Genomic DNA, 25,269 nt, shown 5'->3' on the forward strand with positions numbered 1-25,269 from the left:
TAATCACGCGGTGTAAAAGACACCCGAAGAAAAAATCGCTCAGTTTAGGAGATTGTCCGATCACGCCACTCTTTGTTTCAGATCCGCCACATCCCGCTCCAGCGCTGCCAGTCGCTGTTCCAGCAAATCGTGTTCTTCGCGCCGCACGATCACTTCGTAGAGACGATCCAGCCGCCGGTTGGTCTCATCGATCCGCCGGCCCAGCTCCTCACGAACGGAATCGATTCGTCCGTTGATCTCATCAATCCGCCGACCCTGGTCCCCGCGAACGGAATCGATCCGCCCATTGATCTCGTCGATCCGGCGGCTCTGATCCACCAGGTGGTCGCTCACATCATCCAAGCGGGCGCGCACGTCATCCAAGCGAGCATGTAGGTCATCCAAGCGGGCGTGCACATCATCCATCCGCGCATGCACATCGTCCATCCGCTTGTCGATCGCGGCCGGACGCCCCTTCATCTCGGCTTGATCCCGCCGGATCTCGTCCAACTCGGGGACGATGAGCTCCTGAAACACGGCTCGAATGGCTTCCTTGATTTCCATACACCCACTTCCCTCCAGTGAACCTAGCACGAGCCCGCATTCGAAGAAAAGGCCCCACCATCGGCCATGGGGTAGGCGAATTGCTGAGGATCCTCCGTGAGGCGGCATGGGCGAATCGCCCGTTAAACCATGGGGCCACGGGCCTTGCGGAAAAGCGGCCGCGCGATCTCAACATGGACTACGGGACGGCGATAAAGAGACCACATCACAGGCTCCGGGAAGCCGCGCCCCGTAGCGCTACAATTCTCTTTTGCGGCGTTCTTTGCGGGCTTCCTTTTTCCAGCCCTTTCCCTTCTTGCTTCGACCTTTGCGCGCCGCTTCTTCGTGGTCGAAGGCGGCTTCCGGAAACATGCCCCGCAGGTGGCGCCTTCCGATGCGAACGGCGCCGGGAATCTCCGGATCGGGGGCGGGTACCTCCTTTTTCCGCTTCTTCTCCCGGATCCTCTGAGCCTCGGCTTCCATGGCCTCCCGTTCGGTCGTCGAAAGCCTCGGCAGGTCGATCCACTGAGGCGGAAGCATTTCCACAAGATACATGCCGGCTCCCGCCTTCAAAAAGACGATGCCGTCGGCCGCGGCCTCGCCGGCCCGAACTTCCGCCACCAGAACCTCCGGACCGCGACGCCTCGCCATCCGTTCGGCCATATCCGGATCTTCGAAAAGGGGAACAAAGGTTCGGGCGCCTGGCTGGAGTCCCGCTTTTTCCACGGCCTGGTACCGCCTTCGGCGAAAAGCCGCAAAGAGGCGCTCCGGCGGTTCCCCCGGTTCATAGCGAGCCGCACTTTGTTCCTCGTCGCGAAGCCGCAGCCGGTTTTCCTCCAGCACCACGGGAAGATCGTGGCCCAGGAGAAGGAGCTCCCGGATATTCGATTCGCGTACGAACCGCAGCGCCGGATCTTCCTGCAAGGCCCAGTAACATTCCCTCCAGGGCATGGTGCCGTCCGGATCCCAAAAGAGGCCGTATTCAGCGGGCACCCGAGTGAGGATCGTCGACAGGGTCTTGGCCAGGGTCTTGTGGGGCATCTTCATGGATCGTCTCTGCCTCCGCGCTCTTCCTTGTGATTATCGGGACGAGAGTGGCAGGATAGCAGGAAAGTTCCCGGGGCGGGTAGCGCATTCGGGAGATCGTCTGAGAAATTTCTGAGAAATTATGGAAGGAGAGAATCCTCCCATTCCAAATTTCCCAAAACCGCGATGACGGGCGGGATGCAACGGCGGGCGATGTCGCTGCGGGATCCGCCCCCCAGGACCACCTCCAGGCGCCCCTCGCACGCCCTGTCGGCCAGATCGCGCATCATGTGAGCGATCAGCAGGTAGGCTTTCCGGCTGAGACCCAGATCTCCGTAGTCGCCCCGGTGGGTGTCGAAGCCGAAGTACCAGAAGATGAGCTCCGGGCCGAAGGTGAGGCAGCGCTCATAGAAGGCCTCGCGCGCCGTCTCATAGTAGGCCCGATCCACGTCGCGCCCCGGCGCCTCCTCGGTTCCGCCCAGCGCGGCGGCCCGCCAGAGGGAAAACCCGCCGGGGGCCGCAACGTCCACCTTGGTGCCGTCCTCAGACTGGTAGGAGCTGTAACAGACGCACACATGGAGGACATCCGGATCGTTTCGCACGAGCTCCCGTGTTCCGTCTCCGTGGTGGGCGTCGGTGTCCAGGATGGCGAACCGCTTCACGCCGTGGAGTTCGCGAAGGATGGTCATGGCGATCACCACATCATTGAAGCAGCAGTAGCCCCCGAAGAAGTTTCGGCCCGAATGGTGGCCGCCGGCGCCGATGAAGGCGAAGGCGTTGGAGATCTCGCCCCGGGCGATGAGTTCCGCGGCCCGGGCGACGCCGCCCGCCGAATGCCAGGCGGTGGAACAGAGAGGATCCTCGTAGACGCCTTCCAGAAGATCCGGGGTGTGGACCTTGAGGACCCAGTCTTCGTCGATGGGGGGCGATTCGAAGAGGCGGAATTGGGGGTGTTTCAGGAGCGGTTCCAGGGCTTGGGGAAAGTCTTGCAGTCGGGATCCCTGGGTGAGGTAGCTCCGGCGACTGAAGCTGGGGTGGTAGAGGATTCCGGTGGTCATGGGCTCGCCTCCTCGTTGGTTTACATAATATATCTTATCGGACATGTGAGGCCATTTTTTTCCTTGACTCCCGAAACGGTCTCAGGTAAATACACCCACGAACTGAGCGGGAATAACTCAGTGGTAGAGTGCGACCTTGCCAAGGTCGAAGTCGCGGGTTCGAATCCCGTTTCCCGCTCCAAAATGAACACGAAAAGGGGTGGGTGGCCACCCCTTTTTTTGTGCAGGCCGCCCTCATGACGACCCGAGCCGCAAACTCCAAGCCCGACGGCGCCCCTCGACGCCCCCGCTCCCGCCAGGAAGCCCTCAAAAAACTCTACGGGCTCCTCCATTTCAAAGACCGAGTGCTCATCACCATCGACCCGGACCCGGACGCCATCGCCTCCGCCTTCGCCCTCAGGCGCCTTCTGTGGCGTCGCGTCCAGTCCACCACCGTGGGAATCATCCGCCCCATCAAGCGCCTCAACAACCTCACCATGGTGCGACTGCTCAAGCTGCCCCTGGTGCCCATCAAGGAAAAATCCCTGGCCGACTACGACAAGTTCCTCCTGGTGGACGGGCAGCCCTGCCATAACGACATCTTCCGAAAAATCCCCTACACGGCCGTGATCGACCACCATCCGCTCACGGCCTGCAGCGATGTCCCCTTCGTGGACATTCGGCCCGACTACGGCGCCACCTCCACCATCTTCACCGAGTACCTCCGGGCGGCGCGCATCAAGCCTTCCCAGACCCTGGCCACGGCCCTCATCTACGGCATCAAGACGGACACCCAGAACTTCGAACGGCAAAGCCGCGAAGAAGACGTGCGGGCCTTCCACTACCTCTTCGACAAGATCAACCACAACGTCCTTCGAAAGATCGAAATCTCGGACCTGGCCCTGAAGGATCTCGCGTACTTCCGCGAGGCACTGGAAAACAAGACCGTGGCCAAGGACCGGATCTACACCCATCTCCAGAAGACACCCTCGGCGGACATCCTGGTCATCCTGGCCGACTTCCTCCTGAAGGTGCACGACATTTCCTGGAGCATCGTCAGCGGGATCGTGGGAAACACCCTGGTGGTGATCGTGAGAAACGACGGCTACCGGAAGGATGCGGGAAAAAGCATCCAGAAGGCCTTCGCCGCCTTCGGAAGCGCCGGGGGCCACAAGGCCGCCGCCCGCGCCGAGATCCCCCTGGAGAACCTGGAAGACGTGGTTCTGCGAAAAACACCCCTGGCCTACGCCCGCTTCGTCCGCCGCCGATTGTCTCCGTAGAAGGAGTGATGGGTGATGAACCTCCCCCCTTTTCCAAAGCTGTCAATGATGCATCCTTGAAGCCGCCGGCAGGGGTTTGTCTTGCCGGTTCAGGTGGCGTTGTGCGTTGCATGGCATGCGGAACATGTAGGGGCGAATAGCGCAGGGACCTCTGGGCTCGAGGCGGGGTTAATCCCCGCCCGCCAAGCGCGACACTCCTGCCGATCGCATATCCGTTTCCCAAGGGGGGGGATTGACCGTAATCCGTGAGGCGTCACGAGTGATGCGCACGATGGGTGCAGTGAGAGGCTCCCCCCTTTTCCAAAGGGGGGCTGGGGGGGATTCATGGGGAGGGCGCGGGGCCTCAGGCCCCGCGCCATTCCTTTTCGGCTAGCCGGAAACGCCGTAGAAGAAATAGATCACGGTCAGCTCGATGGCCAGAAAGAGGATGGTCATGATACCGCCGGCCTTGGCGTAATCCACCGTGCGGTACCCTCCGGGGCGCATCACCAGGGCGTTCACCTGGTGCGTGGGGAGCACGAAGGTGTTGGATGCCGAAAGTCCCACCACCAGAGCCGCCATGCGCGGATCCCCTCCGGCCATCACCGCCATGTTCATGCATAGCGGCACCAGAAGCACCGTGGCGCCCACGTTGGAAATGACCAGGGTGAAAAAGGAGGTCATGATCCCCACCACGGCCAGCAATCCGATGGGCGACACCTGCCCTACGATTTCCAGCACCTTCTTGGCGATGAAAGCCGCCGTCCCCGTCTGTTCAAAGGCGATGCCGAGCGGGATCAGGCCGGCCAGCAGAAAGACCGTCATCCAGTCCACGGACTGATAGGCTTCGTCCACGGAAAGCACGCCGGTGATGATCATCCCCAGAGCGCCGGACATGAGGGCCACGGACAAGCGCACCTTGAAGAAGATGATCTGAGCCAGGGCCAGGGCCAGCCAGAAGACCGCCATTTTCGCCTTTTCCGGCCGGAGGATCTCGCCTTCCAGCGGCGTGGCGAAGGTCAAGATGCGCGGCTGGGGGAGGTTGCGGATGCGGTGCAGCCGATCCCAGGGGCCCTGCAGCAGGATCACATCGCCCATCTTCAGCCGCACGTGGTTGATGCCCGAATAGTAGATACGGTCTCCGGTGTTGATGGCCACGGGGTTCACGCGAAAGCGGCTGATAAAATCCACCTCGGCCAGGGTCTTCCCGATGAGCTCCGAGCGGGGTGACACGACCGTTTCCACCACGCCGGCGTTGGTACGGGCGAAATCATCGGCGAAGTAATCGAGGCCGTCCTTCAGCCGCCATCCCTTGTCCTGGGCCATGCGCCTCACGCGATCCACGTTGCCCAGAATCACCAGGCAGTCCCCCGGCGAAACCGGATCATTCTTGCTGGCGGTAAGCCTTTTCTTGCCCGTGGTCGGGTTTCCCACGGCCACCACCGTGACCAGGTAATCCCGGCGAAGGCCCAGCTGTTCCAGGGTCTTGGGCCCGTCGAAGTCTTCCGGCACCTCCACCTCGTAGGGCTGTTCCAGGGCCGCATACTGTTCCAGCAGCTGGGCCGTGATGCCCTTATCCGCCTCGCCTCCGCTCGCCGGCAGCACATATTTTCCCAGCACCATGAAATAGAGGATGGCCGAAGCCAGAAGGCAGACACCGATTGGGGTTTGGGTAAAGAGCCCGAAGGGCTCCAGTTTCTTTCCTTCCAGCACCAGCAGATCATTGAGGAGAATGGTCGGGCTGGCGCCCACCAGAGTGAGGGTTCCGCCGATGATGGCGCAGAACCCCATGGGCATCAGCAGCCGGGAGATGGGAATGCCCAGCCGCTTGGAGATGCGCTGGGTGGCCGGCAGAAAAAGGGCCGCTGCCCCGATGTTCTGCATCATGCTGGAGATGAGGCCCACCGTGCCGGAAACCAGGGCCATGATGCGCCGTTCGCTCCCGCCTCCCAGCTTGATGATGGGGGTGGCCACCTTGTTCATGACCCCCGTCTTGTCGAGACCGGCGCCGATGATGATCACGGCGATGATGGAGACCACCGCATTGGAACTGAGACCCGAGAAAGCCTGCTGGGGGGTGACCAAGCCCATGAGGGGCAAGAGAACCATCATGATGATGCCCACCACGTCCACCCGCACCCACTCGAAGACGAAGAGAACCACTGCAAAAGCGAGCACAACCAACGTGAGAATCATGTCGTGACTCAACGCCGCTACCTCCCATTCTGAAGCAAGATTCCACGGTTTTGCATACAAGGTCAGCATGCAGTGTTGCCGCAAGACCCGTTAGCGGCCTTTCCGGGGCGGAGCAGTCTGATTTTAAGAAAACTTTCACTATTATGCCCCCATTACCACATGCTGTCATCACCTGGCAATACCGAAATGAAACACCGCGGCCGGCCTCTCCCAAAAGAAAGCCCTACAGCCTGCCTACGCCGCTGCGGCCATGGCATAGACGGGGATCACGGGACCGGCATCCACCGCCACCGTCCCCTCGTCCAGCGAGGGTTCACTGATCACGAAATCCACGCATCCCACCTGGCCACAGATTTCTTTCACCGCCCCGTCCGGATTCCCCAGTCGAATATAATGAACCAAGGCCACTCCCCGGTCCCGCGCGCGAGCGGCGAATTCATCGCCCGCCTCCCTGGCGGTTCCTTCGAATTCCAGAACCATATCGGCATAGAGCCGGTCATCGACCGTGGAGGCCAATGGCACGTTGAAGACGCTCAGCGCGGCAATACGATAGCCCATCCGGGCGGCGAACCCCACGGCGTAGTCCATGACCTCTTCAGAAAAGCCTTCCTCTCCTCCCAGCACCAGGACATGCTTGCCCTCAAAAGCCTTCTCCCGGGGGTCGACGGAAGGGGTTTTGGACTCAAGACCGGCTTCCGCAAAGGCCACGGCTTGCGAACACGCTTCGAGAGCCTCCCGCACGCCTCGAGTCCCTTTTTGAGCCCCGCCGCCGATTCCCACGGCATTCAGAAGTCCCTTGAGCGCTTTCCGTATCATCCACACTCCTCCTCTCTTGTGCATCTTCCTGGATCATCTCTTGAGGTTCGGCCAATAAAAAGGCGGGACGCCCCGCCTCTCGACCGTCGTCCGAAGCGGCCATGATCTTCGCCGCAAGGACTCTCAATGCTTGCTTTCTTTTCGAAACCAGAAACAAAGTCCGAAGGCCACCGCCACCAAAGCCAACCCGAAGATAAAGTGCGTATCCATAACCTGTCTCACCCTTCCCTATCGCTCACGGTGCACCACGTATCGCTCCACCCGGCTCTCAAGCCGGAGCCGCCACCGCATAAACCGGGATCACCACCTCTTCGCCCTTGGCCACCACTTCGGGAAGCGCTTCCGGCTCGCTGATCACGAACTCGATGCGCCGGATCTCGTCCGTGACTTCCTTGATGCACTTGTCGGGGTCCCCCACCTTGACCACATGATGGAAGCCGATTCCCCGCTCCTGGGCTTCACGGTAGAACTCCGCGATGCTTTCCTCGCAGGTATTCTGGAACTCCTTGGCGATGAGAGAACAATACGGTCCCACCTTCTTGGAATCTTTGGGAAGATGGAGCACGTTGAGCGCCACGATCTCGTAGCCCATTCTTTCCGCGAACCCCAGGGCGTAGTCGATAACAGGCCGCGAAAAAGTGTCTTCGTGCCCCACCACCAGGATTTTGCGCCCCAAGGTTTCCGGTTCCCCGAGGATCTCCCGAGCGTGCTCCGGAAAGCCCGCCTCCGCGAAGGTGATGGCATCCGTGACTCTCTCCACCGCCTCACGCAACCCGCTTCGCTTCTTCACATCCACGGCTTCTTCCCGATCGGATTTGCCGAAGCGCTTCTTAAACTTCTTGATCATGGCTTCCCTCCCTATCGCCCGCTGAGGAGCAGTTCCCATGAAGTTTTCAGGTCCGGTACGCCCGGGCGCGAGGCCGCTGGTCTTTCCGCTTTTCGACGCGCTTTTCCGCACGCTTTTCTTCGCTCAGCAGCCGCAGGGCTTCGTCCCTTTCGCCGGCTTCCGCAAAGGCGATGGCCGCCGCCATGGCTTCCAGTTTTTCCTTGATGCGCCTCACGACCGTCCTCCTTTTGTCTTGTCCCCGCCGGGGAGCCGTTTCCTTGGTTCGTTCCGTTTGCCCCCTTTAAGATCAAGACCCGTGCCCGGAGGCGCATCAGTCGTGTAACCTATGGCCGTTCTTAGGTTTTTTGGCGTTCAAGAGGAAAGCGCGAGAAGGGCGACGTCGTTGCATACTGCAACGTACAGGAGGATATGTTTGACTTTTGTTGTTATCTCGGCTTTTTAGCGACTATTGCAACAAAAGAAACGAGGCGTTGCAGATCGCAACGAGCCGGGACATCACCGGCGGGAACCCTCGGGCCATGGGCCGGTCTCGGCACCCCCAAAGCACCCCACAAGACCGGTTGAGCGCTTGGGGCGGAATGCTGGGGTTTAGCCCTGCCCACCCAGCTTGCGCTCAAGCCCCTTTTCGTTTGCCTGCCGGCTCCGCGGATGAAATAATGTGGCACGGCAAAGGATCGCAACAAGAGAGGAGCCGGCCCATGATCTTCTTTAGGCGACCGGAAGAGGAGCAGCGCCCCGAGGGCGAGCCTGGCGACCTGGAAGAACTGCGCCAACGTGCGGAAGGAGCCGACCTCCCGGAACACGTTCTCAAGGTGGTTCTCAAGGAACTGGACAAGCTGGAAAAGACGGATCCGGCGGTGGCCGAGTACGCCATCGGCACCACCTACATCGATTTTCTCCTCTCCCTTCCGTGGAATCGCTTCACGGAGGACAACCTGGATCTCGGGCGGGCGGAAAAGATCCTGAGTCAGGCCCACTACGGCCTCCAGCACGTGAAGGATCGGATTCTGGACTACCTGGCCGTTCGAACCCTCTGCTCCCTTCAGGCCTTCCGCGTGCTGGTGGTGGACGACGAGGAAATCGCCCGCACCAACCTGGAATACGTGCTCCAAAAAGAAGGCTACCAGGTGGACACTGCCGTGGACGGCCAGGACGCCTTCGAAAAGCTCCGCCGCAAGGAGTACGACCTGATCCTCACGGACCTGAAGATGCAGAAGATGGACGGGCTGCAGCTTCTGGAGGCCGTCAAGAAGATCTCGCCCAACACGGAAACCATCATGGTGACGGGCTACGCCACGGTCTCCTCAGCCGTGGCGGCCTTGCAGAAGGGAGCCGCCACCTATCTTTCCAAGCCCATCAACATCGCCGAGCTCCGATCGCTCGTGGCTTCCATCAAGGAAAAGAAGCGCCACATGCAGATGACCCGGGGGCCGATCCTGTGCTTTTCCGGCCCGCCCGGAACGGGCAAGACCTCCATCGGGCGTTCCATCGCCCAGGCCCTGGAGCGACGCTTCGTCAGGCTGTCTCTGGCTGGCCTTCGCGACGAGGCGGAACTGCGCGGCCATCGCAGAACCTACGTGGGCGCCATGCCGGGCCGGATCATCCATGAGATTCGACGGCTGGGGGTCAAGAACCCGGTCTTCATGCTGGATGAAATCGACAAGATCGGACAGGATTTCCGAGGAGATCCCGCTTCGGTGCTGCTGGAAATCCTGGACCCGGAACAAAATTCTCATTTCATGGACCACTACCTGGACGTGCCGTTCGATCTTTCGGGCGTCATGTTCATCGCCACGGCCAACGTGGTGGAGCGCCTTCCGGGGCCTCTTCTGGATCGGCTGGAGGTGATCGAATTTCCCGGTTACACGGAAAAGGAAAAGGTGGCCATCGCGAGCCATTTCATGATCCCGAGGCAGTTGCAGGAGCACGGGCTGAGGGGCCGGGACGTCTCCTTTTCCGAGGAGGCCATCCGCACCGTCATTCGGGGTTATACCCGGGAGGCGGGGCTGCGCCAGCTGGAAAGGGAGCTGGCGGCGGTCTGCCGCAAGGTGGCTCGGCTCTATGTGGCGGCGGACCACTCGGCGGGGCCGGGTGAGATCGGCGAAGAGGTGATCCACGAACTTCTGGGGCCTCCCCGATACACCCACGAAGTGGCGGAAGCCAGGAGCCGGATCGGGGTGGCCACGGGGCTGGTGTGGAGCGAGCTCGGTGGGGAGATCATCTTTGTGGAGAGCACGCGGATGCGGGGCTCCCAGCAGCTCATCCTCACCGGATCCCTGGGCACCATCCTCAAGGAATCGGCCCAGACGGCCTTGAGCTACGTGAGAAGCCATGCGGAACAGTTCGGGATCGACCCCGACTTTTTCGAGGACACGGACATCCACATCCACATCCCAGCCGCCGCCATCCCCAAGGACGGGCCCTCCGCGGGGATCACCATCGCCGTCTCCCTCTTGTCGCTACTCATGCAGCGACCGGCACGCCGGGACGTGGCCCTCACCGGGGAACTCACCCTGAGCGGGCGCATTCTCCAGGTGGCCGGCGTTCGCGAAAAGGTTTTGGCCGCTCAGAGAGCGGGGGTTTCCACCGTGGTTTTTCCCAAGCGAAACGAGCCGGACATCCGAAGGCTGGAAGAGGATGTGCTGGCGGGCGTGGAGGTGGTACTGGCCGACGACGTGGAGCAGATCATCGAAAGGGTCCTGGAACCCGCCGGTAATATGAAAGAATAGTTCGTTCGGTATCTTGCAGGAGCATCGGGAGCTTCAATCAACACCTAACAGGTGCAGCAGCACCTGTGGGAACACCATCATCTGTGGGAGCGGCGAAAGCCGCGACATGGGTGACCGGCCATTCCGTGGCGGTGCGGCCGCCGGCTCATCGCGCCTTGCGGTGCTCCCACAGGGCGGAGGGCCCCCCGGTGCAGGTTCTTTCCTCCGATGCGGGGCGGCGAATCGCGCCCTGATCGTTAACGTGAACGAGAACCGCCCGGCTCCTCCTGCAGCCCGAAGCGCTTCAGACGCCTCCACAGGGAAACCCGGTCGATACCGAGAATTTCCGCCGCCTTGGTCTTGTTCCCCTTCACCTTCTTGAGAACCCACAGGATGTAGTCCTTTTCGTATTCCTCCAGGGTGAGGAATTCCCGGCGTGCCGGGCGGGGAACGCGAAGGGTCAACTGCTGAAGATCCGGCGGCAGGTGGCTCACTTCGATGCGGTCCCCCTGAGCCAGGGCCACGGCCCGCTCCATGATGTTTTCCAGCTCCCGCACGTTGCCCGGAAATTCGTAGTGCGTGAGCACGTCCAGCACGTCCTCTGAGATTTCGCGGATCTCCTTTTTCTGCTCCCGGGAGAACTTTTCCAGGAAGTGGCGGCAAAGGAGCGGAATGTCGTCCCGGCGCTCCACCAGCGGGGGCACATACAGGGTGATGACGTTGAGCCGGTAGTAGAGATCCTGGCGGAAACGGCCCTTCTTCACTTCTTTGAGGAGATTGCGGTTCGTGGCGGCCACCACCCGGATGTCCACAGGGATCTCTTCGGTTCCGCCCACCCGGATGAGCCTTCTTTCCTGCAGGACCCGAAGCAGTTTCACCTGCATGGTGGGCGGCATTTCTCCGATCTCGTCCAGGAAAACGGTTCCGCCCTGGGCCGATTCCAGAAGCCCCTTCTTGGTGGACCGGGCCCCGGTGAAGGCCTCCTTTTCATGGCCGAAGAGCTCATTGGCCAGGAGCTCCTCGGTAAAGGCGCCGCAATTGATGGCCAGAAACGGGCGATCGCAGCGTTCGCTTTTGGCATGGACCGCCCGGGCCACCAGTTCCTTTCCGGTGCCGGTCTCCCCCAGGATGAGGACATTGGTGTCCGTGGGGGCGATCTGCTCCACCATTCGAAGCAGCTGCTGCATCTTTTCGCTCTTGCCGATGATCACCGGACCGCCGGCCTCCCGCTTCACCTGCCGCCTGAGCTCCCGGACCTCCTTTTCCAGCTCCCTTCTTTCCAGCGCCTTTCGCACCAGGATGCGCACTTCGTCGAGCTTGTAGGGCTTGGGAAGGTAATGGTAGGCCCCCTTTTTCATGGCCTCCACCGCCGAGGAGACGGTGGCGTAGCCCGTCACGACGATCACCTCCGTTTCCGGGTAGAGCTCCTTGGTGCGTTCCAGCACGTCCATGCCGTCCACCCGCTCCATGCGCAGATCCGTCATGACCAGATCGAATTCCGAGCGCTCCAGTTCCTTGAAGGCCCGAAAGCCGCTGTCCACGGCCACCACATCGTAGCCCTCCTTTCTGAGGACGTATTCCAGGTTGTCCCGGGCGATCTTTTCGTCGTCCACGATGAGAATCCGCGCCGTCATCCCGTCATGCCCCTTCTTCTCTCGAAATGGAGCGATCTTTTCCCACTCAACCCATCCCTCGTCGCCGCGGTGTTTGAGCCCTGTGGGAACACGCTTTCTGGAACCGCTCGGCATCACTCTTCCGCGTGCTTTACGGGCAGGGTGATGGTGAAGGTGGTCCCTTCGCCCTGACGGCTTTCCACCTCGATGCGCCCCCGGTGCTTTTCCACGATCCCGTAGGCGATGGAAAGCCCCAGGCCGGTGCCCTCCCCCACTTCCTTGGTGGTGAAGAACGGATCGAAGATCTTGCTCACCACCTCCTCCGACATGCCGCACCCGGTGTCTCGAACCCGGATGTACACCTGCTCTCCCGCGTCGTCGTAGTCGGCGGTCACCGAAATCTCCCCCTGCCCGTCCCGCATGGCCTGGATGGCGTTCATAAAGAGGTTCAAAAAGACCTGCTGTATGCGCTGGGGATCCATGTCGACCACCATGTCCTCGGGCACCCGGGTTTCAATCCGAACCCCCGGCGGCACCTGACTGGAGACCAGCCGGGCCGTCTTGTCCACCACTTCCTTGAGACGGGTGGGGAGAATGGAAAATTCCTTGGCCCGGGAAAACTCCAGGAGGCCCTTGACGATGTCCCGGGCCCGCGCCACCTCCTGCTCCACATTGGTGAGCACCCGCCTCACAAAGTCCGCCTCCAACCGTTCCAGGTCTTCCAGAAGGATCTGGCAGGAGGTGGAGATGTTGTTGAGAGGGTTGTTCAACTGATGGGCCACCCCGGAAGTGAGCACGCCCAGGGAGGAGAGCTTTTTCGCCTGGACCAGCTGGTCCTGGCGCCGTTCCAGCTCGGTCACCATGCGGTTGAAGGCTTCCACCACCTGCTGCGTCTCGTCCCGGGTGTCCATGACCGGAAGAGGGGCGAAGTTGCCCTTGGCGATGCGAAGCATGTTCTTTTCGATCACCTTCAAGGGCCGCACGATCTTCCGGGCCACCAGGGCGACGAAGAGGACGCCCGCCAGCAGTGCCAGGGCCAGGGAGCCGGCCAGTTGGGCCTTCAGGGCCTTGAGGATTCCCAGGATCCGCAGGCGTTCGAAATAGACCAGGTCCTGAGCCAGATCCACCAGCTCCTTGCCCTTTTCCCGGAGCGGCTGCTCCAAACGTTGGATCTCTTCCGGCTTCTGCGCCGAAGCCGCCCTCTTCAGGTCGGCCATCAGTTTCCGATAGTCCTCAAGGGACGATTCGATCCGCTGGAGTTTCTTGCCGCCTTCAAGGGATCGAAGTTTGGGGGAAATGCGCGTCAGGATGGACAGAGCCTCTTCGCTGTAGCGCTCGTTTTCCTCGATGGCTTCCAAGGTCTTGTATATGAAGAAGTTCTTTTCGAAGCGGCGAAGCTCCAGGATGGCGTTCAAAAGGTCGTCCGCCACCTCCACGAATTTCACCTTGGTCTCGATCTCCAGCAGCGACCGGTAGGAGATGGCTCCGATGATGCCCAGCGCCACCAGCCCCAGGGCCATGCCCACGATGACCTTCTGGCGTATGTTCAGGTGAAAGTTCTTCCACGAACCGACCATAGGCGCCTCCCCACCCGATCTCCAAGTTTCCCCTGCCCATCGCCCTTCCACTATTAGCACAAAAGCAACCGGGAAAACACGGGGTCCCTCCGCGGAACCAAGGATGCCACGCCGGCCGTTTCATGGTATGGTGCCTGCCCACGGAAAGAAGGCAAAACCACGGCATGCGAAAGAACCGTCCAATCTGAGGCATGAATGTCGCAGGACATGAAAAGAGTTGAGGTGTTTACGGATGGGGCCTGCACGGGCAATCCGGGGCCGGGGGGCTGGGGCGCCATTCTGCGCTACAAGGGCCACGAAAGGGAACTGAGCGGATCCAGCCGCTGGACCACCAACAACAAGATGGAACTCACGGCGGTCATCGAGGCCCTGAAGGCCCTCAAGGAACCCTGCCACGTGGTGGTCCACACCGACTCCCAATATCTCCAGAAGGGCATCACCCAGTGGATCCATCGGTGGAAGAAGAACGGTTGGAAGACCGCCACCAAGGAACCCGTCAAGAATAAGGAACTGTGGCAGGAGCTGGACCGGCTCACGCAGCGACACCGGGTGGAGTGGCGTTGGGTGCGCGGGCACAGCGGCCATCCCGAAAACGAGCGCTGCGACGCCCTGGCCCGGGCGGCCATCGGTGCGGTGCGCAAGGGGTGACGGCCGGCTTGAGCTTCCTTTCTTCATGAGGGTCACGGCGAGGCACGCCCCCTCATGGATGAAAGACGCCGCCTGATGAAAGTCACCTTTGCGAGACGTCCCTGCAGGGAAGAATGATCATGCGCCCCTGCAGAGTCCCCATGCATGCACGGCGCACGTTCACCTTTCAATGAAATTGCGAGTCACCGAGTAGGTCTCCAAAAGACAAAAGGGCCCGGGGATGACTCCCCGGGCCCTTTTGTCCACGGCGCCTTCAAGGCGGCCGCCCGTCTAGGCCGCCTTTTCCACCTTCACGGCGCACACCTTGTATTCGGGGATCTTGCAGACGGGATCCAGGGCTGTGTTGGTGAGTACGTTGGCCGCGCTTTCGGCGAAGTGGAAGGGCATGAAGAGCACGCCCTTTCCGATCCGGTCCGTCACCTGCACCTTGGTGGTGACGGTGCCACGCCGGCTGGTCACGCGTACCACGTCGCCGTCCTGAACACCGTAAGCGGCGGCGTCGTCCGGATGCATCTCCAGGAGAACCTCCGGCATCTCCCGTTCCAGATGCGGCGAAACGCGCGTCATGGTACCCGTGTGATAATGCACATAGGACCGGCCGGTGGTGAGCCAGAACGGGTAGTCCTGATCCGGGGTTTCCGCCGGGGGGCGATAGTCGATGGCGTGGAACAGGCCCTTTCCGCGGGCGAACCGGTCCTTGTGGAGATAGGGCGTTCCCGGATGGTCGGTGGTGGGGCACGGCCAGCAGAGGCCCTCCCCTTCGATCCGCTCATAGGTGATGCCCGCATAGGACGGGGTCACCTGTCGGATCTCTTCGAAGATGTCCTCCGGAGATCCATAATTCATGGGGTAGCCGACGCGGTTGGACAGATCCTGGATGATCTGCCAGTCGGGCCGTGCGTCGCCTACGGGGTCGATGGCTTTCCGGACCCTTTGAACCCGCCGTTCGGAGTTGCTGAAGGTGCCTTCCTTTTCCGCATAGGAGGCGGCGGGAAGGACCACGTGGGCCAGTTCCGTGGTGGGAGTGGGAAAGATGTCGATCACGCACAGGAATTCCAGCTGTTGCAGCGCGTGACGCACGTGCTCCACATCGGGATCGCTCACCAGGGGATTTTCGCCCAGGATCACCATGGCCTTCACCTTGCCTTCCTCGATCCCGTACATCATCTCCATGATGGTGAGCCCCAGGTTGGGGGAAAGTTTGGCGTTCCAAGCCTTTTCGAACTTTTCCTTGATTTCGGGAACCGTCACGGCCTGGTAGCCGGGATACACGTTGGGAAGCCCTCCCATGTCGCAGGCCCCCTGCACGTTGTTCTGGCCGCGAAGGGGATTCACCCCCGTGGACGGACGTCCGATGTGGCCGCAGAGCATGGCCAGGTTGGCCAGGGTCTTCACGTTGTCCACACCCGTGGTGTGCTGGGTGATCCCCATGCAGTAGACGATGGAGCCGTTCTTGGCCTTGGCGTAGTATTCGGCCATCCGGACGATGTCGTCCACCGCCACGTCGCTCAGTTCCGACGCCCTCTCCGGCGGGAACTGTTCGATAACCTTGAGAAACTCTTCGAACCCTTCCGTGCGCTCCTCGATGAACTGGCGGTTGTGCCAGCCGTTCTTCACGATCACGTGCATCATGCCGTTCAGGAGCGCCACATCGCTCCCCAGGCGCTGGCGCACGTACACATCGGCAAAGAGCGCCATCTGGATCTGTCTCGGATCCGCCACCAGGATCTTGGCCCCCTTGGCCTTGGCCTTGTACAGGCGGGTGGCCACCAGAGGGTGCGCCACCGTGGTGTTGGATCCGGTGATGAAGATGCAATCGGCGTCGGCCAACTCCTCGATGGAGTTGGTCATGGCACCGCTTCCGAACGCAGCGGCCAGACCGGCCACCGTGGCGCTGTGTCAGAGACGGGCGCAATGGTCCACGTTGTTGGTTCCGATGGCCGCCCGGGCGAACTTTTGCAGCAGATAGTTTTCCTCGTTGGTGCAACGGGCGGACGTGAGAAAGGCCACGCTGTCGGGCCCGTGGGCTTCCTTGACCCGTTTGAGCTCGGAGGCCACCGCGCCCAGGGCCTCGTCCCAGGACGCCTCTTCCTGGGCGCCGCCGCGGCGCATGAGCGGCCGGGTGAGCCGCCGGGGATGCTGCACGAACTCATGCGCATTCCAGCCCTTGATGCACAGTTTTCCTTGGTTCACGGGGCTGGTCTTGGATGGAAGCGTTTGAACGATTCGGCCGTCCACCACTTCCAGATAGAGCCCGCAACCGCAGCCGCAGTAGGGGCAGGTGGTGAGAACGGAACGGTAATCCATGGACCTCTCCTTTTCGCAAGAAAGTCCCACTCAACGGGGCGATCCGAGAACGCGCACGGCCCGCGGCTCGTGCAACCTTTCACATCGCGGGCGCCACCAACCCGCGAGATCCCCTCTACCACAGCCCACTGTGCAAATCAAGCCGCCCGGACCGCCCCGGGCCCGATATTGTGCCTTCTCTCTCAATTGGCTTGACAATTCCAAGGCCCCTTCTCTATAAGATGCCTAACTTGTATGGCGCGCTTCAAAGGTTCGTGCGCCGAGTGCAGCCGGTTGGCGCCGCTTCGGCGGCCTTTTTTTGCGGTAAAAATGTTAAGCATTTCACAATGGCGGGTGCCGTGCCCTCCCCGCGCACAAGCTCCCGCGAACCTTTCAGGCGGTTTCTGAGCGTATCTGTCAACCCGAAGAGGATGGGACACGATCGGAAAAAGCATGAAGCTAGCCAAAATCCATCTACTGACCGCAAGTGAGGGAAGTCCCCCGCCGCCCGATGTCCTTCCCGTTCCCGAGAAGATCGTGCTTCCGCTGGAAGGCCCGTGGGGCCGGGCGGAACCCCAGGTCTCCCCCGGACAAATGGTGGAAACAGGCCAGGTGGTGGGCCGATTCCGGGATTCCCGCCTGCCCTTTGTTCGGGCGTCCGTGGCGGGTTCCGTGGAAGGAATCCGTACCGTCAACACGGTGGACGGGCGCAAGTCCCAGGCCGTGGTGGTCCGCCCCCGAGGGGATGCGACTCCCGGGATGCAAACACCGGCGAAGGCCGACAACCCCGAGGCACTGGCCGAGGCCCTGAGTCAGGCGGGTTTTAGCGAAACGGACCGCCACCCGTGGCCGTTTCCCGCCCGCATCTGCTCGCCGGAAACCGCCGCCAAGGCCTTCCAGCTCACCGACGCCCCCTTCGACAAACCCGTCAAAACCCTCATCATCAATGGGCTGGACCGGCAGCCCGGTGAGATGATCCGCCGGACCGTGCTGGCCCACCTGGGCACGTTCGTCGCCCAAGCCGTCCCGGCGCTCCAGGCTCTTTCCCAGGCCGAAAAGGTGGTCCTTGCCTACGACCGGAGTGCGCCTCCCGGCCAGGAGACCCTTCGGGCCCTGGAGGACCAGGGGGCGGAATGCCGGGCCTTGGACAACATCTACCCTTCGGCCCTCACCCCCATCCTGGTGGAGCTTGTGACCGGCCGTCAGGTGCCCCAACCGGCATCGGATCCGCGCCTGGTGGGCGCGGCCGTTTTGGACGTGGTCACGGCCTGGCAGGTGGGGCGTTTTCTCGCAGACGGCACTTTGCCCCTGGACGTCGTGGTCCAGGTGTCCGCGTGGAAGGCGGGTTTTCAGGCGTGTTATCGAGTCCCCGTGGGAACACCGCTCGCCCATGTTCTCAATGCGGACGCCGCACCGGAGCGGTTGAGCAAGATCGCGGTGGGAGGACCCCTTTTGGGTTGTGCCCAATTCGACCGGGAAGCCCCCTTGCAGGCTTCGGACTACGTGCTCCTTCAGGAATCCTCCGAGGTGCACACCTACAATTACCGGGCGTGCATCAACTGCGGATATTGTGTTCCCGTCTGTCCCATGAGGCTGCTTCCCAACGAATTGGGCAAATATTGCGAGTTCGGCAAGTTCGAAGAAGCCGAAGCTCATTACCTGGCCCACTGCATCGAATGTGGTTTGTGCGCCTATGTATGTCCGGCCAACCGCCCCATGGTCCAGCTGCTTCGCCATGGGAAACAAGAGCTTGTTGAAATGAGGAAGGAGTCATGACGCGTCCCGACCTGATCGTCTCCGTTTCGCCCCATATCCATTCCGGAAAGAGCGTGGACGCCATGATGCGTGATTGGCTCATCGCTCTGATTCCGTGCATTCTGGCGGGGTGGTTTTTCTTCGGGTTTGCCGCGCTCCGGGTGGTGATCATTTCTGCGCTGACGGCCGTCGCGGCGGAAGCGGCCTGGCAAAAAGCCCTGGGAAGGCCCCTTACCATTTCCGACGGTTCGGCCGCCCTGACCGGGGTGATCCTGGGGCTTCTTCTCTCCCCGGAGGTTCCGTGGTGGATTCCCGTCCTCGGCGCCGTTGTTGCGATCCTGATCGGAAAGCAACTCTTCGGGGGGCTGGGCAATCACCCTTTCAACTCAGCGCTGGTAGGCTACACCTTTCTCTTCATCTCGTACCAGCATCTGCTGGAGTCCTTTCCCATGCCTCAACCGGCCTTCCTGCTTGAGCCCGGCGGATTCATCGAATATCCGCCCATGGATGTCCTCAAGATGGACGGAGTGGAGGCGGTCCGGGATATACCCTGGATGGACCTTTTCCTGGGGAATGTGCCGGGCACGGCCGGTACCGTGTCGGTCTTGGCCGTCCTTCTGGGAGGCCTTTACCTTGTGGCCCGCGGGACGATCCGCTGGCAGATCCCCCTCTTCTGCCTTCTCGGCACCTTCGTCTTCGCCGCCATCTGCAAGGTGGTCAGCCCGCAGAACTACGCCGCACCCATCTTCTACGTGCTGGCCGGTTGGACCTGTTTCAGCGCTTTCTTCCTGGCGACGGAGGTGGGCACCTGCCCGGTCACCCTGCCCGGTATGATCTTGTACGGGCTGGGATGTGGATGCCTCATCATGACCATCCGCATCTGGGGAACGTATATGGAAGGGGCGGCGTTCGCGATCCTTCTCATGAACAGTCTGACGCCCCTTCTGGATCGGATTCGACCCAAAGTCGTAGGGAGGGTGGAGCAAATTGCGTGATCTCGTCAAAATGGTCGTCGTCCTTACGGTGATATGCAGCGCTTCGGGCCTCGTGCTTTCCTATGTGAACGAGGCGACCAAGGAGCCGCGCGAATACCAACTGCTCAAGTACGTGAAGGGGCCCTCCATCAAGGCCGTGCTTCCGGAAGGCTACGAGAACGATCCCATCACGGACAAGATCGTTTTCAAGATGGGCACGGACGAGAAGGGGCATCCCGTGGAGAAGACCATCTTTCCGGCCAAAAAGGGGGGCAAGATCGTGGCCCTGGCCTATGACAGCGCCGCCCCGGGCTATCACGGAAACATCGCCGTCATGATCGGCGTGGACTTGGAGGGCAAACTGACCGGGGTGAGCATCATGACCCATACGGAGACTCCCGGTCTCGGTGCCCGCGTGGAGGAACCGCAGTTCACTCAACAGTTTGCGGGTTTGACACTCTCCGAGGAACTGAATCTATCCACCCGCGGAGGACGCATCGACGGCATCAGCGGCGCCACTTTGTCCAGCAACGGGGTGGTGAACGCCGTCCGCCAGGCCCTGGAGCAGTTTCCGAAGATCAAGGAGGAGGTCCTCTAAATCATGGGTGTGGCCAAGGAATTCACAAAAGGTTTATGGAAAGAGGTCCCGCCGTTCCGCCTGGTCCTGGGGTTGTGCCCCACTCTGGCAGTCACTACGGCGGCGGAAAACGGCTTGGGAATGGGGCTGGCCACCACCTTCGTGCTGGTCTGCTCCAACTTCATCGTTTCCCTGCTCCGCTCCATCATCCCGTCCAAGGTCCGCATCGCCGCCTACATCGTGGTGATCGCATCTTTCGTGGTCATCGTGGAACTCACCATGCAGGCGTACTTCTACCCCCTCTACAAGGTTCTTGGGATCTTTATCCCACTCATTGTGGTCAACTGCATCATCTTGGGCCGGGCCGAAGCTTTTGCATCCAAAAACGGTCCCGTCCTTTCCATCGCCGACGGCTTGGGCATGGGCCTCGGCTTCACCCTCTCCCTGACTTTCCTGGGAGCCTTGCGGGAACTTTTGGGAAGCGGGACCATTTTCAAGCACGCCGTCCTCGGTCCGTCCTTCGAGCCCTTCGCCATCATGCTTAAGCCCCCCGGGGCCTTCATCTGCCTGGGGCTCATTTTGGCCACCATGAACTTGATCAGCACACGAAAATCCTAAACGGGATCGGTGAGAGGACATCATGAGCGAATACTGGCTTCTGATTGTTAGCGCCGTCTTCGTCAACAATATCGTTTTGGCGCGGTACCTGGGCAACTGTCCCTTTCTGGGGGTTTCCACCCGCATGGATACCGCCACCGGCATGGGCATGGCGGTCATCTTCGTGACCACCTTGGCCACGGCCATCACCTGGTTTGTACGGAAAAGTCTCTTGGAGCCCATGGGCTTGGAGTACTTGCAGACCATCGCCTTCATCCTGGTCATCGCCACCCTTGTGCAGCTGGTGGAAATGTTCCTTCAAAAGTCCATTCCGGCTCTCTACCGCGCCTTGGGCATCTTCCTGCCTTTGATCACCACCAACTGCGCCGTCCTGGGCACCGCGGTTTTGGCCGTCGAGAATGAGGACTTCAATTTCATGGAGGGCCTCGTATTCGCCTTCGCGTCCGGGGTCGGTTTCTCTCTGGCGCTGGTTCTTCTTACGGGGATCCGCGAGCGGTGCGCCGTGGCCCCCATTCCCAAGCACCTGCAGGGAATGCCCGTGGGTCTGGCCACGGCCGGTCTGCTGGCCCTTGCCTTTCTGGGCTTCATCGGCATGGTCCACTAGCCGCCCGCCCGGGAGGGCCGGAGAACCCGTTTTCGTTCGGTGCCCATCGAAACCATAAGGAGGACACCCATCATGCTCTCAGCCATTCTTGCCATCGGCGGCCTGGGTCTGTTTGCGGGAATCGGATTGGCCGTGGCATCCAAGGTCTTTTACGTATATGTAGATCCTAAAATCGTGGCGGTGGAGGAAGCTCTTCCCGGTGCCAACTGCGGCGGATGCGGGTTCCCGGGTTGTTCCGGCGCGGCGGAAGCCATCGCCATGGGAAAGGCGGATCCCACCATCTGCGTGGGCGGAGGTCCCGACACGCACGCCGCCGTGGCGGCCATTTTGGGCATCGAAGTGAAGGAAGTGGAGCCTGAGATCGCACGTCCCGGCTGCTACTACGGGCCCCAGGAAGCCGACCTGAAATACGTCTACGACGGGTTGAACGACTGCCGCGCCGCCATGCTTCTGAACGGAGGCGCCAAGCTGTGTCCCGTAGGCTGCCTCGGACTGGGCTCCTGCGTGAAGGCGTGCCCCTTCGGTGCCCTTTCCATGGGAGACGACGGCCTTCCCGTGGTGAACGCTTCCCTTTGCACCGGCTGCGGCACCTGCGAGCGCGTGTGTCCCAAGCACATCATTACCCTCACCTCCAATTCCCGTCGGGTCACCCAGGAATACACCCTGGATCAATGCTCCGCCCCGTGCCAGCGGACCTGTCCGGCCGGCATCGACATTCCGGCCTACATCGACGCGGCCGGTCGCGGCGACTATCTGGAAGCGGTTCGGATCATCAAGGAAAAGAACCCCTTCCCGCTGGTCTGCGGCCGCATCTGCGTGCATCCGTGCGAAAACGAATGCCGCAGGAACCTTTTGGATGAACCCGTGGCCATCAATCCCATCAAGCGTTTCGTGGCCGACTACGAGATGAAGAGCGGCAGCCGCATTCCCATCGAGAAGGCTCCGGCCACCGGTAAGCGCGTAGCGGTGATCGGAGGCGGGGCCGAAGGTCTCACCACCGCCTTCTTCCTGGCCAGGCTCGGGCACGAACCCACGGTCGTCGAAGGAAAATCCCACCTGGGCGGCCTGCTGCGAACGATCATTCCCGACGCTCGCCTGCCCAAGGACGTGCTCGATTGGGAAATCCAGGGCATCCTGGAAGCGGGCGTCACGGCGCAGACCAACAAGAAGCTCGGCAGGGACGTTTCCATTCAAGGTCTGCTGGATGACGGCTACGACGCTGTCTTCGTCGCCACGGGTGGCTGGGACAGCCAGATGACCGACGGGCTTCCCACCCAGCCAGTTCAGGCCCTTCCCGGCGTGCAGCTTTTGGTCAATCTCACCTTCGCCCACATGGCCGGAAACGCCCCGGCCGTGGGGGGAGATGCCATGATCGTGGGCGGCGGCAACGCCTCCATCGATGCCGCCCTGCTTCTCAAGGAACTGGGGGCTCAGCACGTCCACGTGGTCTTTCGAAGCCCGCGGGAAGAAGCCCCCTTCAAGGACGAGGAAATTCAGGCCGCCGAAGCCCAGGGTGTCATCTTCCACTTCCGGTCCGCCATCACCCGCATGTTTGGAAAGGGCGCCGAACTCACCCACGTGGAAGTGGCTTCCCTGGAAAATTACGTACCCGGAGAAACCCTCCAGCAGCTCCACGCCAAGGCGGCCCTCCAGCAGATTCCCGTACAGACGCTCATCACGGGTGCCGGCCGTTTTCCGGAACTCATCTACGCGCCCGTCTATGAATTGCGAGGAGAAGGAGACCAACAGGAAGCGGTCCGCACGGACCGTTGGGAAACCGTGGTTCCCTACGCAGGCCCCTTCGCCGAGGAGGACGTGGGAATCTTCCGACCCGGAGAGGCCACCAGCGACTACAAGGCCGTGGTGGAAGCCATCGGCGCCGGCCGTCGGGGCGCCATCTCGGTCCACAAGCGACTCTTGGGAGAAGAGGTGGTCGCACCTCCCGGCATGATCCGGCGCACCACGACCGTGCTCAACGTGGACCGGCTGGAACCCCTGTCCCCGCAGCCGCGGGAAAAGATGCCCGCGCTGTCGCCGGCGGAGCAGTTGGCCAACCCCAAGGCCGAGGTGGAGCTGGGATTTACGGAGGAGCAGGTACGGCGGGAAGCGCAGCGATGCCTCCGCTGCGGCCTCATTTGCTATCGTCGGACGGTCCAGGAACCGGAGAGCCTGGCAAAATCCGCATGATCCGCGGCCGGTACCGATTGCGGGATCCGGCCCTGCGGTCGAAGGACCTGGCTCCCAGGAAGGCCGCTGCCATGGCCCCCACGCCCAGCAGGACCGACGCCGGCGTGGGATCCATACCCAGGACGGCGGCCTTGGACCAACCCACGGCGGCCCCGACCACCAGGGCCACCACGGGAACAAAGTAAACCACCAGGGACATGGTGAGGAACGAACCGGTGGGAAGGCCGATCTCCACGCGATCTCCCACCCGGGCGCCCAGGTCGTTCGTGGCTTCCACCACCATCTCCTTGCTGCTGAGCATCTTGCAAACGCCCTGGGATTCGCAGCTGTGGCAAGCTTCCGTACGTTCCACCTTCACGAAGGCGGATTGGTTTCGGACATCCTGAACCACACCGTGTTCTGTGAGCATGAGAACCTCCTTGGGAACGCGAAGATCACATCGTGACGGATCACTGGAAACCCAGTACTGAAATCTACCAATACAGGGAATCGTTATGAAAGACCAAATCCGGGACTACGCGAAAAAACTGTTGCAGGACGGCACCGTGGACGGCTTCCTGGCTCTCCGCAAGGATGGAGAACACATCCACCCGCACCTTTTCACCCGGGCGGATGAGCTGGACAGCCTCTCGCTGGGAGACCTGGAAAAGCCCGGTCAGGCCCGCTATCCGCTCATCAAGGTTCTCCTGCGTTTGACCCGGCTCCAGCCCACCCAAAAGCTGGCAGTCATGGTTCGGGGCTGCGAAGAACGAGCCTTCCACAAGCTCGTTCAGGCAAGCCAGATCAATCCCAACCGGGTGACCTTGGTGGGCTTTTCGTGCTCCCAGGATCTGGCGGACCGTTGCGGTTGTCTCAAGCCCTGGCCGGACGAGCTGGTGGCCGGCGAAAAGCCGGATGTCCCGCCCAGCCCCAAGGTGGTCACCGCCACGCCCAAGAATCTCGTGAAGGACATGCAGTTTCTCAAGGACAACTTTCAGCGGTGCATCAAGTGCTACGGGTGCCGAAACATCTGCCCGGTCTGCTTCTGCCATGAATGCACGCTGGAAGAAGAGACCTTCGTTCCCAAGACCGGCTCCACCCTGCCGCCCGCCAACCCGGAATTCCTCTTCACCCGCGCCGTGCACATGGTGGGCTACTGTGTCTATTGCGGCCTGTGCGAGGAAGCCTGCCCGGCCCACATCCCGCTCAAGATCGTTTACAAGATGGTGGCCAACATCATGGACGAAAAGCACGGCTACCGAATTCAGGACTTCCCCGGCCGCGGCCAGAGTGCCCCGGCACCGGACGACGCATCCAACGCGTAAAAACCCGCGGATACGCCCCCCAATATAGGGGCGACCGGCCGGTCGCCCGTACCACAACCCCGTCGCCCGTACCCGTACGCAACCCCGGCCCAATCCCCGAGGGGCCTGAACCAGAGGCGCCCCAACACAAAAAGGCCGGATCTCATACGAGATCCGGCCTCTATAAGAATGGGTCGGCGGCGACCTACTCTCCCACGCGGTTACCCACGCAGTACCATCGGCGCTGAGGAGCTTAACTTCCGTGTTCGGGATGGGAACGGGTGTGGCCTCCTCGCCATAGCCACCGGCCCAAACTCCATGAATAGGGTCTTCTCAGTACGCTGCCCCATCGCCCTCAAGAAAGGGATGGTCAAGCCGCACGGCCTATTAGTACCGGTCAGCTCCATCCGTTACCGGACTTCCACCTCCGGCCTATCAACCTCGTCGTCTACGAGGGGCCTTCAGCTCCGCCGAAGCGGAAGGGGAACTCTTATCTTGGGGTGGGTTTCCCGCTTAGATGCTTTCAGCGGTTATCCCTTCCGAACATAGCTACCCAGCGGTGCTCCTGGCGGAACAACTGGGACACCAGAGGTCCGTCCATCCCGGTCCTCTCGTACTAGGGACAGATCCCCTCAAAGTTCCTACGCCCGCGGTAGATAGGGACCAAACTGTCTCACGACGTTTTAAACCCAGCTCACGTACCGCTTTAATCGGCGAACAGCCGAACCCTTGGGAC

General features: G+C 61.5%; 21 protein-coding genes, 1 tRNA gene and 2 rRNA genes. 11 read left to right on the top strand and 13 right to left on the bottom strand.

Annotated elements, in window-relative coordinates:
- Positions 1–60: 60 nt before the first annotated feature.
- The 3 genes from BUB04_RS13200 to BUB04_RS13210 form a co-directional block, all read right to left on the bottom strand.
- Complete coding sequence (locus tag BUB04_RS13200; protein ID WP_073040281.1) at positions 61–543, bottom strand: hypothetical protein; 483 nt, start codon at positions 541–543, stop codon at positions 61–63.
- A 237-nt stretch (positions 544–780) separates the two neighbouring features.
- The gene (locus BUB04_RS13205) at positions 781–1,569 is read right to left on the bottom strand and encodes an RNA 2'-phosphotransferase family protein (RefSeq protein WP_073040283.1); all 789 of its coding nucleotides are present in this window, start codon (positions 1,567–1,569) and stop codon (positions 781–783) included.
- 119 nt (positions 1,570–1,688) lie between these two features.
- Complete coding sequence (locus tag BUB04_RS13210; protein WP_073040284.1) at positions 1,689–2,606, bottom strand: arginase family protein; 918 nt, start codon at positions 2,604–2,606, stop codon at positions 1,689–1,691.
- A gap of 106 nt (positions 2,607–2,712) precedes the next feature.
- Between BUB04_RS13210 and BUB04_RS13215 the strand changes: the two genes are divergently transcribed.
- Positions 2,713–2,787 (top strand) — tRNA-Gly (locus BUB04_RS13215).
- 22 nt (positions 2,788–2,809) lie between these two features.
- Positions 2,810–3,865, top strand: a complete 1,056-nt coding sequence (locus BUB04_RS13220) for a DHH family phosphoesterase (RefSeq protein ID WP_084076483.1) — start codon at positions 2,810–2,812, stop codon at positions 3,863–3,865.
- A 369-nt stretch (positions 3,866–4,234) separates the two neighbouring features.
- On the opposite strand, the gene BUB04_RS13225 is transcribed toward BUB04_RS13220, so the two are convergent.
- The 4 genes from BUB04_RS13225 to BUB04_RS19400 all read right to left on the bottom strand — a co-directional run bounded on the left by BUB04_RS13225 (position 4,235) and on the right by BUB04_RS19400 (position 7,917).
- A complete protein-coding gene (locus tag BUB04_RS13225; protein ID WP_073040286.1) occupies positions 4,235–6,052 on the bottom strand; it encodes an SLC13 family permease in 1,818 nt (605 codons plus the stop codon).
- 222 nt (positions 6,053–6,274) lie between these two features.
- Positions 6,275–6,856, bottom strand: a complete 582-nt coding sequence (locus tag BUB04_RS13230; protein WP_073040288.1) for a hypothetical protein — start codon at positions 6,854–6,856, stop codon at positions 6,275–6,277.
- Positions 6,857–7,124: 268 nt separating this feature from the next.
- Positions 7,125–7,703 (bottom strand): universal stress protein, encoded by a 579-nt coding sequence (locus BUB04_RS13235; RefSeq protein ID WP_073040290.1) that lies wholly within the window; start codon positions 7,701–7,703, stop codon positions 7,125–7,127.
- A gap of 46 nt (positions 7,704–7,749) precedes the next feature.
- Entirely contained in the window at positions 7,750–7,917 is a 168-nt protein-coding gene (locus tag BUB04_RS19400) for a hypothetical protein (protein ID WP_178371990.1), read from the bottom strand.
- A gap of 484 nt (positions 7,918–8,401) precedes the next feature.
- On the opposite strand from BUB04_RS19400, the gene lon reads away from it, so the two are divergent.
- Entirely contained in the window at positions 8,402–10,432 is a 2,031-nt protein-coding gene (gene lon / locus BUB04_RS13240) for an endopeptidase La (protein ID WP_073040292.1), read from the top strand.
- Between the two features lie 236 nt (positions 10,433–10,668).
- On the opposite strand, the gene BUB04_RS13245 is transcribed toward lon, so the two are convergent.
- Both BUB04_RS13245 and BUB04_RS13250 read right to left on the bottom strand, forming a co-directional pair.
- Positions 10,669–12,045, bottom strand: coding sequence for a sigma-54-dependent transcriptional regulator (locus BUB04_RS13245; RefSeq protein ID WP_073040317.1), 1,377 nt, complete (start codon positions 12,043–12,045; stop codon positions 10,669–10,671).
- A gap of 113 nt (positions 12,046–12,158) precedes the next feature.
- Positions 12,159–13,601, bottom strand: coding sequence for a HAMP domain-containing histidine kinase (locus BUB04_RS13250; protein WP_073040294.1), 1,443 nt, complete (start codon positions 13,599–13,601; stop codon positions 12,159–12,161).
- Positions 13,602–13,808: 207 nt separating this feature from the next.
- Here BUB04_RS13250 and rnhA point away from each other — a divergent pair, with 207 nt between their 5' ends.
- A complete protein-coding gene (gene rnhA / locus BUB04_RS13255) occupies positions 13,809–14,249 on the top strand; it encodes a ribonuclease HI (RefSeq protein ID WP_073040319.1) in 441 nt (146 codons plus the stop codon).
- A 270-nt stretch (positions 14,250–14,519) separates the two neighbouring features.
- Here the strand turns inward: rnhA and fdhF are convergent, their stop codons facing one another.
- The gene (gene fdhF / locus BUB04_RS13260) at positions 14,520–16,556 is read right to left on the bottom strand and encodes a formate dehydrogenase subunit alpha (RefSeq protein WP_084076485.1); all 2,037 of its coding nucleotides are present in this window, start codon (positions 16,554–16,556) and stop codon (positions 14,520–14,522) included.
- A gap of 432 nt (positions 16,557–16,988) precedes the next feature.
- Here fdhF and BUB04_RS13265 point away from each other — a divergent pair, with 432 nt between their 5' ends.
- The 6 genes from BUB04_RS13265 (at position 16,989) to BUB04_RS13290 (ending at position 23,250) form a co-directional block, all read left to right on the top strand.
- Positions 16,989–18,311, top strand: a complete 1,323-nt coding sequence (locus BUB04_RS13265; RefSeq protein WP_073040296.1) for a 4Fe-4S binding protein — start codon at positions 16,989–16,991, stop codon at positions 18,309–18,311.
- Positions 18,308–19,285, top strand: coding sequence for an RnfABCDGE type electron transport complex subunit D (locus BUB04_RS13270; RefSeq protein WP_073040298.1), 978 nt, complete (start codon positions 18,308–18,310; stop codon positions 19,283–19,285). Before BUB04_RS13265 ends, BUB04_RS13270 begins: the two co-directional genes overlap by 4 nt.
- Positions 19,278–19,862: an RnfABCDGE type electron transport complex subunit G gene (rnfG, locus tag BUB04_RS13275; RefSeq protein WP_073040300.1), complete on the top strand. Its 585-nt coding sequence runs from the start codon at positions 19,278–19,280 to the stop codon at positions 19,860–19,862. Before BUB04_RS13270 ends, rnfG begins: the two co-directional genes overlap by 8 nt.
- Before the next feature lie 3 nt (positions 19,863–19,865).
- A complete protein-coding gene (gene rsxE / locus BUB04_RS13280; RefSeq protein WP_073040302.1) occupies positions 19,866–20,459 on the top strand; it encodes an electron transport complex subunit RsxE in 594 nt (197 codons plus the stop codon).
- Positions 20,460–20,481: 22 nt separating this feature from the next.
- A complete protein-coding gene (locus BUB04_RS13285; protein WP_073040305.1) occupies positions 20,482–21,063 on the top strand; it encodes an electron transport complex protein RnfA in 582 nt (193 codons plus the stop codon).
- 72 nt (positions 21,064–21,135) lie between these two features.
- Positions 21,136–23,250, top strand: coding sequence for an FAD-dependent oxidoreductase (locus BUB04_RS13290; protein ID WP_084076487.1), 2,115 nt, complete (start codon positions 21,136–21,138; stop codon positions 23,248–23,250).
- On the opposite strand, the gene BUB04_RS13295 is transcribed toward BUB04_RS13290, so the two are convergent.
- Positions 23,195–23,659: a SoxR reducing system RseC family protein gene (locus BUB04_RS13295; RefSeq protein WP_073040307.1), complete on the bottom strand. Its 465-nt coding sequence runs from the start codon at positions 23,657–23,659 to the stop codon at positions 23,195–23,197. The two genes, BUB04_RS13290 and BUB04_RS13295, sit on opposite strands and share 56 nt — an antisense overlap.
- Positions 23,660–23,744: 85 nt before the next feature.
- On the opposite strand from BUB04_RS13295, the gene BUB04_RS13300 reads away from it, so the two are divergent.
- Positions 23,745–24,554 carry a ferredoxin family protein gene (locus tag BUB04_RS13300; RefSeq protein WP_073040309.1) on the top strand — a complete coding sequence of 270 codons (810 nt, stop codon included), beginning with the start codon at positions 23,745–23,747 and terminating at the stop codon, positions 24,552–24,554.
- A 171-nt stretch (positions 24,555–24,725) separates the two neighbouring features.
- On the opposite strand, the gene rrf is transcribed toward BUB04_RS13300, so the two are convergent.
- Positions 24,726–24,842 (bottom strand): 5S ribosomal RNA (rrf, locus tag BUB04_RS13305).
- 57 nt (positions 24,843–24,899) lie between these two features.
- Positions 24,900–25,269 (bottom strand): 23S ribosomal RNA (locus tag BUB04_RS13310); the annotation flags it as partial.

Source organism: Desulfacinum infernum DSM 9756 (assembly GCF_900129305.1).
Taxonomy (GTDB): domain Bacteria; phylum Desulfobacterota; class Syntrophobacteria; order Syntrophobacterales; family DSM-9756; genus Desulfacinum; species Desulfacinum infernum.

Coding starts and splice junctions, on each gene's coding strand:
- BUB04_RS13200 (WP_073040281.1), bottom strand. CDS start 543: ATGGAAATCAAGGAAGCCATTCGAGCCGTGTTTCAGGAGCTCATCGTC.
- BUB04_RS13205 (WP_073040283.1), bottom strand. CDS start 1,569: ATGAAGATGCCCCACAAGACCCTGGCCAAGACCCTGTCGACGATCCTC.
- BUB04_RS13210 (WP_073040284.1), bottom strand. CDS start 2,606: ATGACCACCGGAATCCTCTACCACCCCAGCTTCAGTCGCCGGAGCTAC.
- BUB04_RS13230 (WP_073040288.1), bottom strand. CDS start 6,856: ATGATACGGAAAGCGCTCAAGGGACTTCTGAATGCCGTGGGAATCGGC.
- BUB04_RS13235 (WP_073040290.1), bottom strand. CDS start 7,703: ATGATCAAGAAGTTTAAGAAGCGCTTCGGCAAATCCGATCGGGAAGAA.
- lon (WP_073040292.1), top strand. CDS start 8,402: ATGATCTTCTTTAGGCGACCGGAAGAGGAGCAGCGCCCCGAGGGCGAG.
- BUB04_RS13245 (WP_073040317.1), bottom strand. CDS start 12,045: ATGACGGCGCGGATTCTCATCGTGGACGACGAAAAGATCGCCCGGGAC.
- BUB04_RS13250 (WP_073040294.1), bottom strand. CDS start 13,601: ATGGTCGGTTCGTGGAAGAACTTTCACCTGAACATACGCCAGAAGGTC.
- rnhA (WP_073040319.1), top strand. CDS start 13,809: ATGAAAAGAGTTGAGGTGTTTACGGATGGGGCCTGCACGGGCAATCCG.
- BUB04_RS13265 (WP_073040296.1), top strand. CDS start 16,989: ATGAAGCTAGCCAAAATCCATCTACTGACCGCAAGTGAGGGAAGTCCC.
- BUB04_RS13270 (WP_073040298.1), top strand. CDS start 18,308: ATGACGCGTCCCGACCTGATCGTCTCCGTTTCGCCCCATATCCATTCC.
- rsxE (WP_073040302.1), top strand. CDS start 19,866: ATGGGTGTGGCCAAGGAATTCACAAAAGGTTTATGGAAAGAGGTCCCG.
- BUB04_RS13285 (WP_073040305.1), top strand. CDS start 20,482: ATGAGCGAATACTGGCTTCTGATTGTTAGCGCCGTCTTCGTCAACAAT.
- BUB04_RS13290 (WP_084076487.1), top strand. CDS start 21,136: ATGCTCTCAGCCATTCTTGCCATCGGCGGCCTGGGTCTGTTTGCGGGA.
- BUB04_RS13295 (WP_073040307.1), bottom strand. CDS start 23,659: ATGCTCACAGAACACGGTGTGGTTCAGGATGTCCGAAACCAATCCGCC.
- BUB04_RS13300 (WP_073040309.1), top strand. CDS start 23,745: ATGAAAGACCAAATCCGGGACTACGCGAAAAAACTGTTGCAGGACGGC.